The organism is Bradyrhizobium sp. Ses1, from assembly GCF_059512365.1.
Genome location: NZ_JCAMOQ010000101.1, coordinates 1 through 10,903, shown reverse-complemented (window position 1 = coordinate 10,903; position 10,903 = coordinate 1). Strand labels below are relative to the sequence as shown.

At 56.8% G+C, this 10,903-nt stretch carries 9 protein-coding genes and 2 pseudogenes; 2 read left to right on the top strand and 9 right to left on the bottom strand.

Annotated features, from left to right (window positions below; all coding sequences use genetic code 11):
- Positions 1-1,297: 1,297 nt before the first annotated feature.
- Together AC5ZG5_RS44685 and AC5ZG5_RS44680 are read left to right on the top strand one after the other, a co-directional pair.
- A pseudogene (locus AC5ZG5_RS44685) lies at positions 1,298-2,421 on the top strand (IS630 family transposase).
- A 467-nt stretch (positions 2,422-2,888) separates the two neighbouring features.
- Positions 2,889-3,731, top strand: a complete 843-nt coding sequence (locus AC5ZG5_RS44680; protein ID WP_456646997.1) for a phosphatase domain-containing protein — start codon at positions 2,889-2,891, stop codon at positions 3,729-3,731.
- A 72-nt stretch (positions 3,732-3,803) separates the two neighbouring features.
- On the opposite strand, the pseudogene AC5ZG5_RS44675 reads toward AC5ZG5_RS44680, so the two are convergent.
- The 9 genes and pseudogenes from AC5ZG5_RS44675 to AC5ZG5_RS44635 all read right to left on the bottom strand — a co-directional run.
- Positions 3,804-3,932 (bottom strand): annotated as a pseudogene (locus tag AC5ZG5_RS44675) (IS110 family transposase); the annotation flags it as partial.
- 182 nt (positions 3,933-4,114) lie between these two features.
- Positions 4,115-6,199 carry a secretin GspD/PilQ domain-containing protein gene (locus tag AC5ZG5_RS44670; protein ID WP_456646996.1) on the bottom strand — a complete coding sequence of 695 codons (2,085 nt, stop codon included), beginning with the start codon at positions 6,197-6,199 and terminating at the stop codon, positions 4,115-4,117.
- A 144-nt stretch (positions 6,200-6,343) separates the two neighbouring features.
- Positions 6,344-6,796 carry a hypothetical protein gene (locus AC5ZG5_RS44665; protein ID WP_456646995.1) on the bottom strand — a complete coding sequence of 151 codons (453 nt, stop codon included), beginning with the start codon at positions 6,794-6,796 and terminating at the stop codon, positions 6,344-6,346.
- A gap of 140 nt (positions 6,797-6,936) precedes the next feature.
- Positions 6,937-7,179 (bottom strand): hypothetical protein, encoded by a 243-nt coding sequence (locus AC5ZG5_RS44660; protein WP_456646994.1) that lies wholly within the window; start codon positions 7,177-7,179, stop codon positions 6,937-6,939.
- The gene (locus AC5ZG5_RS44655) at positions 7,151-8,023 is read right to left on the bottom strand and encodes a hypothetical protein (RefSeq protein WP_456646993.1); all 873 of its coding nucleotides are present in this window, start codon (positions 8,021-8,023) and stop codon (positions 7,151-7,153) included. Before AC5ZG5_RS44655 ends, AC5ZG5_RS44660 begins: the two co-directional genes overlap by 29 nt.
- Before the next feature lie 42 nt (positions 8,024-8,065).
- Positions 8,066-9,046: a hypothetical protein gene (locus tag AC5ZG5_RS44650; RefSeq protein WP_456646992.1), complete on the bottom strand. Its 981-nt coding sequence runs from the start codon at positions 9,044-9,046 to the stop codon at positions 8,066-8,068.
- A gap of 7 nt (positions 9,047-9,053) precedes the next feature.
- Complete coding sequence (locus AC5ZG5_RS44645; protein WP_456646991.1) at positions 9,054-9,575, bottom strand: SycD/LcrH family type III secretion system chaperone; 522 nt, start codon at positions 9,573-9,575, stop codon at positions 9,054-9,056.
- Positions 9,572-9,838 (bottom strand): hypothetical protein, encoded by a 267-nt coding sequence (locus AC5ZG5_RS44640; RefSeq protein ID WP_456646990.1) that lies wholly within the window; start codon positions 9,836-9,838, stop codon positions 9,572-9,574. The genes AC5ZG5_RS44645 and AC5ZG5_RS44640 overlap by 4 nt, the downstream gene beginning before the upstream one ends.
- A gap of 385 nt (positions 9,839-10,223) precedes the next feature.
- Positions 10,224-10,580: a helix-turn-helix domain-containing protein gene (locus AC5ZG5_RS44635; protein WP_456646989.1), complete on the bottom strand. Its 357-nt coding sequence runs from the start codon at positions 10,578-10,580 to the stop codon at positions 10,224-10,226.
- Positions 10,581-10,903: the final 323 nt, after the last annotated feature.

The window sequence follows — 10,903 nt, the reverse complement described above, 5'->3', positions numbered from 1 at the left end:
CGTCTGGACCAAGAAAAAGGTCCGTCAACGCCGCTTCACAGGGCGCCGTATCACTCAGCTCTGATTCCGGGTACTAGAGAAGAGCAGGCAGCCGCTCAACGGAGTAGCATCCACTTCTCCATGTACTCACGGTCGACCAGAAGCCAATACAATTTCGATATGGGGTCAGCTGATGAGGTTATGCCTTTCAGGAACAACATGCTCAGCGTCCAGCGTCCGATGGCCGGTTTGAATGAGCAGGGACCAGCGATTTTCGGAGGTCACTCACACATACGGCTGATCGGCATGACGTGCCGTGACTGGCACGGGTCTTCGCGGCGTGCTCGTCAGGTGAGACGCAGGCCATGTTATGTTTGGAGTGCTGGCCGACTAAGATCGACTCGAGTTTGGGGTCAGAGGCTTGACTGGAAGCAGTCGCGCCGTTTGACAGATGGGCCGGTTAGTATCCCGGCGTCTCGTGTGCGGGAAAAGCAATGATGCTTGCAAGCGAAGCGGATACCGGATGGCTATGATCAGTTCACGATGGGATTGCAGTGCGATCCGCTCGTGCGCAGTATCCGCGATCCCGGATGAGGCGGGGTCCTTCTTTTTGGTGGCTGAGCTTAATCGAAGCGAAGTGTCCGATCCGTACGGAGTCGAAAGGCGCCGGTTCGGTGAATTGCGCAATCGACCCGGAGGCGGTGTATTCGTTGCGTGTCGGAGCTGCCCTTTCCAAGTATGGAGGCCGTGGTCCCCGTCTAGGATCATGCCTGCCCCAGCTTTTGCAAGGACTCTACCGGATTGTCCAGAATTTCATCGAGCGATTTATCGTAGCACTGGCGTACTGCACCCAAATTCGTGCGCGCGCCAAATGCGTCTGCTGGACCTGCTTAGCCATTCCAGAGGCCGTTGAGGCAGACCTGCAAATCGTCCCGTATCTCCTACGACCCCAATGCTGCCAAGGCTCGAGCCCGATCCGCAGGCTGAGGAAGACCCTCGGCGAAGGCAGCCAGACGCCGCTGGAGCTCGCGCGGAAGCTCCGCCACGGCCGCTCCGACGCTCCGCAAGGCCAAGACGCGGTTTGTGGGATCGGCGAGTCCCTCGGCGATGGCGACGAGGCGTTCCTGGAGCTCGCGTGAAACCGCTGCCACGTGCACTCCGAGGCTTCGCAATGCCGAAACGCGATGCATGGCCGTCCGAACATGTGCGAGTAGGTATAGATGAAAGCCAGATAATGGCCCTGCTTCTCGGTAAAGCGTGCGCCTGATTTTTGACTCATGGATCGATTCGTCCGGAGCCTCCGACAGGGAGGCGAACGATGAATGTACGGTACCGGATCGAATTGAGCCAAGCCGAGCGAGAGGAACTGACCGCGATGCTGAGCGGCGGCAAGCATGCCGCTCGCATACTCAAGCGGGCTCATATTTTGCTGGCGGCCGACATCGGCAGCCGCGACGAGGAGATTGCCCGGACCGTCAGAATAAGCGTCTCCACCGTCTATCGGACCAAACGCCGCTTCGTGGAAGGCAATCTCGATCGGGCCTTGAGTGAGGAGCCGTGTCCCGGTGCGGAGCGCAAGCTGACCGGCAAGGAGGAAGCCCTGCTGGTGGCGACCGCATGCGCCAAGCCGCCCGACGGCCGAAGGCGCTGGACGCTGGCGCTGCTGGCCGACGTGATGGTCAAGCTCACCGATCATGACAGCCTGTCAGGCGAGACCGTGCGCCGCCGGCTGGCCGATAATGACCTCAAGCCGTGGCGCAGGGACATGTGGTGCATTCCCCATGTCGATGGCGAATACGTCGCCCGCATGGAAGATGTGCTCGATCTCTACGCTGAAGCGCCTGATCTCGAGCGACCGCTGGTCTGCTTCGACGAAACGGCCGTTCAGCTCATCGGCGAAGTGCGCCAGCCGATTCTACCCGAGCCGGGAAAGCGCGAGAAGTTACGATTACGAGTACCGCCGCAACGGCACCGTCAATCTCTTCGTCGCCTTCGATCCGCATCGGGTCTGGCGCAAGGTCAAAGTCACCGAACGGCGCACCGCAGTGGATTATGCTCACTGCATGCGCGAACTCGTCGATGTCCATTACCCCAAGGCCGCCTGCATCCGTGTCGTGCAAGACAATCTGTCGATCCATGCCCCCGGCGCCCTCTACCAAGCCTTTGCCCCCGCCGAGGCCCGCCGCATCCTGCGCCGCCTCGAGTTCCGCTACACCCCGAAACACGCCAGTTGGCTCAATATGGTCGAGATCGAGATCGACGTGCTCCAAGGGCAGTGTCTCGGCCGCCGGATCGAAACGCCTTAGAAGCGAGATCGCAGCATGGGAGCGGCAGCGAAACAAAACTCGCGCCCGTATCAACTGGATGTTCACAACGGACAAAGCTCGCACCAAACTTGGGCGTGCTTATCCAGGCATACCCAAAGAGTCAAAATCACTGTGACGAGCTACTAGCTGTGGATCAGCCCGCGCAGGATGGCTTCCGCGCGCATGGAGGCGGCCCGAGTAGTGGCGAAGCGTTAAACAGCGCCACCGCTCCCTACGCAAGCCGGTAGGTGAAGGATTTGTATTGCCATGTCAGGATGCGGAACGCAGGTCGCTCGCGACCTACCGTACCTAGCCTGCGTGATTTTGACGGGGCTATCTTTTTGCTGTTCAAAGGAGAGACTTATGCGGTGTGGTCCCAGCAAGCCTGTCGGTCTTTCATATCAGATGACGCCGCCAGATGCCGACCTCGGCGCTCGCGCTCCAGCCTCATCGAGCGTTGAGTCACGCAAACCATTTAGAATTCCACCGACAACAATACCGAAGAAAATACCCGGCCAAAATTCGCCAACACTTGTATATGACAAAATTGAACCCTCTAGATTCCGCGCGGCATCCGATACATCTGGGTTGGAGAGCTGCGACTTGACCGGGTTTCACGGTTTAAGCTTGTCTGGAGGTGAACAATTTTCTGAGCGGCAGCTAGAAAAACTAATTGCACTGGCGCATCCAAAACGGCTCGTCATTATAGATACTAGGCAAGAGTTCCATGGATTCGCAAATGGAGAACCAATATCCTGGTTTGCTGCAGATAATCATAATTGGGGTAACGTGGAAAAGCCTGCTGACATTATTCCCGCGAAGGAGACAAAGAAGCTCGCAAAACTACCGACTAAATTTCCTTTTGGTCTGACCATACAATCCGGGAGTGTCGTAAAAGGAAAGGCTTCTTGGGCGCCTCCAAAGGTTCTCGACTTCGGTGAAGTGAAATTAGAAACGGAAGAGGAATTAGTTAAAAGAAAGGGCGCGGCGCATCTGCGCATTCCGACACCAGATCATGCGCGCCCCACCGATGCTGAAATAGATAAACTTGTATCGGAGTTGCGAAACGTCGCTCATACGGGTGATGTTCATTTGCATTTTCATTGCCGGGGCGGCATGGGGCGTACAACGCTGCTGATGACCCTGGCAGACATGTTGCACAATTCCGACAAAGTGCAATGTGCAGATATCATAGAACGTCAGATAAGATTAAGAAGGCGCGGCGAATCTACAACAAGCAAGGCGCTAAAGGAGGTGTTGCGGAACGAAAAAAGCGAGCTATTGGACACATTTTTTCAGTATGCAAAAGAACAACCTCTTGAAAAAGCGGATGCCGTTTCCTGGACGGAATGGCTAGCTTTAAAAGCACATCATGAGCATCAGATGTTCGATACATCCAGTTGCGGTATGCCGCCGGCCGCGCCTCCCGACAATAGGATGCCGTGAAATGGACCCCGCGTGGCGGGACCGCTTGAACCGGTTTCTTAGTTGGATGCTGACCGCTCTATGTTGAAAGCCAGCGAAAAAGCTCAGAACCTGCTCACGGCGAAGCTTCTTCTGGAGAACAGGGCGACCTTTTGCATCCGCCCCATGAACCTGAAAAACACGCTTTGCCAAATCGAGCCCGACCGTCGTTACTTCGTTCATGGATCGCATCTCCTTTAAGGCGATCGCCGCGACCGCTTCTAGACTAGACTATGACGCCGGAAGCGGGAGCCATCCACCTCATCAAGCTTAACGATCTCGATCCGCTTGCCTAACTCTGACGTCCTGATTAATGTCACCAATGGACAGCCCAACCGCGACATCGCACAGTTTCTGTCCTGCGCCTACCGCGCCCAAGCCCCCAAAGCCGTGGCCGGAGAAGGACGCTTACGTTGGGGCGTCAGGTGGCGGCCGAGATCCGGGGCTAGCGATTCGAACTTCTCCCGCAGTTCCTCAGTCAAAGCCCGCGCATCGGCGTCACTCTCAACCACCCGAGGATTCAGTAACACCAAGAGCTCGGTTCGGTCCTTGGCGTGCTCCGTGCTGCCGAATAGAGGCCCCAACAACGGAATATCCTTCAGCACGGGAGCCCCAGAATCCATCCGGTTGGTGCTATCCTGCATCAAACCGCCGATCGCGATCGTATCACCGTTTCGTGTCGATACGGTGCTTTGGAGGCGACGTACCGAAATGACCGGGGATTGGACGTTGGTCAGTGTGTTCTTGTTCGCCGTACTGACCTCCTGAAAGATGTCGAGCGTCACGCTACCCCCGGCGCCGATGCGAGGTGTTACAGCCAAAATGACCCCCGTGTCGCGCAGTTCGACGTCGCTCACGATTGATGAACTCTGGCTTAGCGTGGATTGTGAGGATCGCGCGAGGACCGGAACCTGATCGCCCACTTCAATTGTCGCGGTTTGGTTGTCAACTGTGAGAATACGTGGCGCCGATACGACCTTGACGTCCCCGACGCCACTTAGCGCGCGTAGCACAACGTTGACATCAATATTTGGGAACACATAGGACAAACCACCTTGTGGAACGGCACCCAAATCCAGAGAGGAAAGAAGATAGTCGACACCATATCGCAAATGATCGCTCAACCGCACCTCCGCGACAATGACCTGGATCAGGACCTGCCGCGGCTTGACGTCAAGCCGATGAACTGCAGCTTCGATGATTTTGTCGTCGTTCGGCGTTGCTAAGATCACGAGTGCATTTTGGCTGGGATCCGCCTGGATCCGGACCGGCGCCGACAGGCCAAGACTGACTGCGGAGACCGCCGCATCGTCCCTTGCTTGCGTTGTTGACGCGGCCGCATCTGATCTTTCGTCCGACAGGCCGGGAACGATTAGGGGCAAACTCGATCGATCGGATGCGCTTCCGATTGACAACTTTCCAAACTCTCCCGCGGGCTGCGCGCGAGATACGGCACTGGGCGGCTGAGCGCCAAAGATTCGTGCTAGCACCTGCGCCACTTCCGTAGCCCTTCGGTACCGAAGTGGACGCACGTGAACGTTCGCCGCTGCCTCCGACGTCTTATCCAGCTTGGCGATAACCCGACGAACTTGCTGAAGTACTGCAGGCTCGTCCGCTACCACAAGAATGCCGTTCAGCCGCTCGAGTGGCGCAAGCCGAACGCGCACTCTGCCCTGGCCATTCTGGTTGAACAAGAAGCTGAGTTCTCGCTCTACCGCGGCCGGACTCGCCTGAGCCAGCGTATATAGCGCAAACGATTTGTGAGCCATAGCATCGGTGTCAAGTAAACCGATGAGTTCGCGCACGGAACTCACCGAGCCGGGCGGCCCACTGATGGCAATATCTTGTTCTCCCGCCGCGGGTGTCAGACGCACGCTCTCCTCGACGTTTGGTCGGATCACCTTGATGACGTCGGCTGGATCGACATAGCGAACGGGAATCACTTGAACATCGCTTCGTACTCCGCCGGCGAGGTCGACCAAGCGTCCCACCCGAACTCCGCGGTCAACCACGGCCAGTCCGTAGCCGTACGGTGCTAGCGCTTGGTCGAGCAATCGCGGCACATCACTCACGGGGACTTTGCCCGAGGTCCGAAGTGTCATTTTCCCCCCAACGCCCGGATCGATGATGACGGGCATGCTCATAATGTCGCCCACGACGTCATTCACAACTTGCCGAATATCGGCATTGGCGTAGTCGAGGCTCACGCGAGTGCTATCGGAGGTGACCGGCAGCCGCCGCTCCACCGAGGCGGTGATCGGCCGGGTCGGCGGCTGTGCCAGCAGTTCAAAGCTACGTGCTTGCGGTTTCCCCGCTGAGAAGGAGGGCTCCGACGCATGCCAGCCGACGCTTGGCGAAGCCAGCAGAACACCGCGTTCAGCAATCGAGCCGGAGCCGGCACATCGGGTAAGCAGTAGACAAAGGAACGTCAGCAAGGTCTTGCTAGACATTGAGGAAGCGGCGTTCCCGCGGAGAATGCGCATCCATTCAACTTTCCATCCACCGTCGCACTTGCATTCATTGCAACTGTGAGAACAGGTGGGCAGAACTGGGATGACTGCCCCCGTCCTGTACTACTCATTTGTTGCCGTTTCTTAACGAAAGTTGCCAATGATCATCTCCTTGATCTTTTGATCTTTCGAAAGAAGGTTAGACATCAGTGCAGCAACGTCATTGAGCTTAGCAAGCAGCCCTTGCAGAAAAATCAACGCGATCTGCCCTTCGCTATTGGCACTGTCAATCGCCGCCTTAAGGTTGTTGATGGCAGCGTCGAACTGCGACTGCACACCTTTCTTGTCGGAGTTCTCCGTCTCGATGGAGATGCCGTTTGCCTGCATCCATTCAAACACATCCTGAGTCTTGCCTTGCGAATCGACGAAAGTGCCGTAGTCCTTAACCGTCCATTCTTCGGGCGGCCGATTGGCCCGCAGGGCAGCCAACGCCTTACTCATATCTTTCAGCAAACTGCTTCGCGCTTGCATATCGTCGTATTCGGATCGGATTTGATTCTGGTAGATGTCATGCCGTTCCATCAGAACCAGCATCATGATCGAGCACAAAGACGAGTCACCCGGGAGAACATTTCCTACGCTGTTAGCCAACGCAGAGGGCTGGTATCTAGACATTACAGGGATCATCTTACGCCATTCTCAAAGCTCAGACGTTTGTCGTCGAACGTGCATTGCACTCAAGCCATATAGACGATCTTGCTTCTCGCCTCGGTATCGGCACGACGGATTTCAGCAAGCTTGCCCAGAAAGTCCTGAATCACCGTCTCATAGCTTGCCATGAATTCACTCTCGGCCTCCATCTGCGCCCGCGCCTTGGTGCCGTCCGCCTCCAGCTTCGCCTTCTCCTCCTGGTAGTGCGTCGCGCCCATGTTCAGGCCGGCTGCCGGAAGCTTAAAGGCTTCTGTTGCGATTGTGCCCATGCCATTCCTGCTGGGCTGCTGTCTGTGCCTGAACAACGCGCGTAAACTCAAGAGGGTCCGTCGTGCTATCGGGCGCGTCCAGAGTAAGCGGGTCGCCAGGTGTATTGCCTCTGCTCGATGATGTGCTCCCGTCCAGACGTGTCATCTCGATGTTGTCTTCCGAGGGCCGCGCCTCGCGCTCCGGCGCTTGGGTAATTTGCGCTTTGCCGTGAGGCTTGTCGCAGAGCTCCGGCTCGCCTACCGGTTTGTCAAAGCGCTGCGCTTGAACTGAAGGGCTGTTCGGGGCTGGCGTCTCCACACTAGACTTCGGGAGCGGCGTCTGGATCTTGGCCTTGTACAGCTCGTCGAAGCGCGCTTGAATTTTGCGAGCGCCCTTGAGGTTCACGCCGGCACCTAACATCGCGCCGCCAGAGGTGGCTATTGCGCCAAACAACTGGCATAGCCCTGAATTGCGAAGCGCCTTGGCAGCAGCTTCCTGCGCAGCGATCTCGTTGTTAAGCGCAGCCGACCGGTCAGACCTCGCCGCCTTGCGGAACTCCGCATTGAGCCGAACGATGAGCGCGGCGACTGTTGATACGTCGTTCCCCGTAACGAAGTCCTTCAGCTTGACCTGGACGTTGGAAAGTTTCTCGTGGATCACAACGTCCGCGAGATCCGGTACGCCAACTGATCCCCAACCCCGCGCCCCCTCAACGGGATCCGCAAGAGGGCGTGTGATCTCGCCTTCTGGCACGTTTCTGCCGCGGACCGTAGAGATCGGCACCCACGGAAGTTGTTGATGCACGGCAGAATCCAGCAGGTCGTACCCGCCAACGGTCGTTTCACGTTCAATCGCAAATACCATCGCTACATTCCTTAAGTTCGATAAGTGGCCCCACGCAGCCTGTCAGGCGAAGTGCCTTACGAGATTGGCGTTGGAGTCACTCTGCCTCTCAATCGCCTCGGCAACCCTCTGTGTGGTCATCGTCCTGTCGAGAAGCAACTGCTTGATGAAGTCCATTTCATCGCTTTGCAGTGATCTCAATCTTGCAATGCACTTGCTAATGTCCAACGTTTCCGCCTGGGCGTCCGTTGCCTCCTTCTGCTGGATGCCATTGGCGATGCCGGCGCCAGCCTCGCCCAGCGATGCCACTGACTCGCCAACTCGAGCCGCCGTCGAAAGTCTCTGGCCCATCTGAACAGCCTTGACAGAGTTAGATGGTATCAAGGCGGTGATACGCAATCCACTCGCAGCTCCATCAGCAAAGCCAGCGCCGATCGTTAGCACCGAGATCGCGAATATGATACCAATCGCGATGACCACGCCCAAGGTTTTGGCCTTGCCGTCCTCGATTCCGTCTTTCTCGAGACTCTTCACAATTGCCGCGGTCATCTTATCGATGACCCCCGTCTCGATGAGAGTCGCTACTCCAACGCTCACTGCCGCCGCCATGACTGCAAGGGTTCCGCCGGTGGCGACGGCAGCCAGGACCGTCAATCCGACCGCCAGCCATCCGAAGAACTTCATGATGCCGGAGCTCTTCTTTGCTTCTGCCAATCTTTTTGCCGCTTCAATGATGCTTTTAGAGGTTTTCTCGTGCAACTGCCTTTGCTGCTCTCCCCAGTGTCGCGCGTCCTCTATTCCGGCTGCGACCTGTCCATCAGTCATCTTGGTCTTCAGAGCCAGAAACGTGGTAAGGAGGTCAATCGTATCGAACGCACGTGGTGCCGATAAGCGTGGAATCGATCCTGACGCGACAGCCTCTCCGGAAACGGATTGCGGCAACAGATTGGCGTCAGTCTTGCGGCCATTGCCCGAAAGACCGGTGGCGGAGGCACTGAAGGGCATCTCAACTTCGGGGAGCGTCTTGCTCGTCGACGCCCACATGTTCACTCTATCCATGGTTGGACCCTGGCTGGGATTTGAGGCGGTTAAGCATCATCAACACACGGCCGGCCAAAACCTTGTGTTCGGGCCTTCTGACACTCAGCGCCAAGGCATTCTCGAGTGCGGTGATGGCCGCTGTGGGATGGTTTAGTTTGATGAAGCATTCGGCAGCTCGAAGCGGGATCTGCGGGTCCTCACTATTCAGGAGCCCGGCCAGCCGATAGGCGTGCATGGCGTTCTCTGGGTCCCCAAGCATCTGACTACTAGCAGCCAGACCAAACCAGAATCGTGCGTCGACGTGCCGGTGTAGGCACAAGAAGCGAAAGAAATTCAGCGCCTCCTCATACTTGCCGCAAGAATAGTAGCGGTGGCCAAATACATATAGGGCCTCAAGCTCGTCATCCGTGATCCCAATGACGCTAGCTAGGTCCGCGTGCCCTGCCACGAAGTCGATGGCGAGTTGTGCCAGCCGCTCGGTGTCTGTCGCATCGCCACCATTCAATAGCTCACCATCCGCCATTCTCATCATGTCACGCTCAGCTTGGTGCGTGGGACATGCGACATCGATTCAGGCGTTGGCAGGATGTGATTGAGGGCCGCCAGCTCGCTCGCATACGCTCTTTGAAACGCTTCATCCTGATCGGCGACAAATGCAGAAATTGAAGCGGCACTCATAGTGCTGTCGCCCAAAGGGCAGGCACACCGGCCAAGTTGTTCGCGAGCCCGCGTCAGGAGACTATCCATCTGTGCGATGGTCTGTCGCGCAGCCTCCATCGTGTCATCGAGGTTCATTGACCCTCCCAGACGGTCTCCTTGCCAACGCACCGTAGCGCCAGCACAGCTCCGCACGTCACTACTAGTCGGCGAATTCGAGTTCCTCAAGTCCGGTAACCGATACCGATACCGTCTGGCTCACGGTTTAAAGACAGCGTGGCAGTGGAGGTCTCTCCGTTGCGATCGATCCTGGCAAGCTTATGGAATCCATTATTCCAAAGTCTGACAGTATCCTTGCAAGGCCGAGACCGCAGCCGCCGTACGATTAAACAGCCAAACTCGTCATTGCCAGCACGACCATCGAGAAAAAAATCGACCTTTGTCCCGATCAGCCTATCGTTACCGTGGCCACCGGAAAGGAGACTATCGCTGAGGCTGCCATGGCCGAAGATGTGGCAGAATTTCAGGCCCGCGGCTGACCAGCGCGGACGGCTGCAGCTAAATCTTCTTCCAGCCTCGTCTTCTCCAGCAAGAGATCCGCGACGATCTTTCGAAAGCGTTGGTTTTCAAGTGTAAGATCCTCCAACACAGCCCGCATGTCATCCATCGTTCCCGCGTTGGCTGACACGTCATTCTCAAGTGTGCCACATTGCGCGAATGTCGCATCACTCTTATGCAAGGGCATTTTCCGCCAACGATGAAGGGTCATGACGCTAACCCCGAGCGCTTTGCAAATCTCCATCCGAGAATTGCCCGCTCGTGCAAGCTCATTTGCTCGGGCAAGCTTCGACAGAATCTCCTCGTGAGAGTGCTTCTTCATCTTCCTCTCTAAAGGCTCGGCAACGACATCCTTGGTGATGCCTTGAATTTATCGGCGTGGCGAAACTGAGGCCACCAGCGGCTCAGATTTCAAATACGAAAGGAGTGTGGATGATCCTGGATAAAACCGCAGGAAGACCAGATCCGTAAGCCGAGCGTTCGTACATATTCGTGCCGCGACCTTCAAGAGACTTGAATCGCACGTAGCGTCAAGTTGTACCATTTCAAAGTAGAGTAGTGTTTCCGACCTAGTACCCACTTTTCTTGGATCGTGAGTCGTGATTCAAGATATGGATGATCCCCGAAGCAAGAGAAGTCCACCTT

Excerpts from the sequence above, each read along its gene's own strand:
- AC5ZG5_RS44635 (WP_456646989.1), bottom strand. The coding sequence starts at position 10,580 with ATGAAGAAGCACTCTCACGAGGAGATTCTGTCGAAGCTTGCCCGAGCA.
- AC5ZG5_RS44670 (WP_456646996.1), bottom strand. The coding sequence starts at position 6,199 with ATGTCTAGCAAGACCTTGCTGACGTTCCTTTGTCTACTGCTTACCCGA.
- AC5ZG5_RS44650 (WP_456646992.1), bottom strand. The coding sequence starts at position 9,046 with ATGTGGGCGTCGACGAGCAAGACGCTCCCCGAAGTTGAGATGCCCTTC.
- AC5ZG5_RS44645 (WP_456646991.1), bottom strand. The coding sequence starts at position 9,575 with ATGATGAGAATGGCGGATGGTGAGCTATTGAATGGTGGCGATGCGACA.
- AC5ZG5_RS44640 (WP_456646990.1), bottom strand. The coding sequence starts at position 9,838 with ATGAACCTCGATGACACGATGGAGGCTGCGCGACAGACCATCGCACAG.
- AC5ZG5_RS44665 (WP_456646995.1), bottom strand. The coding sequence starts at position 6,796 with ATGATGCTGGTTCTGATGGAACGGCATGACATCTACCAGAATCAAATC.
- AC5ZG5_RS44655 (WP_456646993.1), bottom strand. The coding sequence starts at position 8,023 with ATGGTATTTGCGATTGAACGTGAAACGACCGTTGGCGGGTACGACCTG.
- AC5ZG5_RS44660 (WP_456646994.1), bottom strand. The coding sequence starts at position 7,179 with ATGGGCACAATCGCAACAGAAGCCTTTAAGCTTCCGGCAGCCGGCCTG.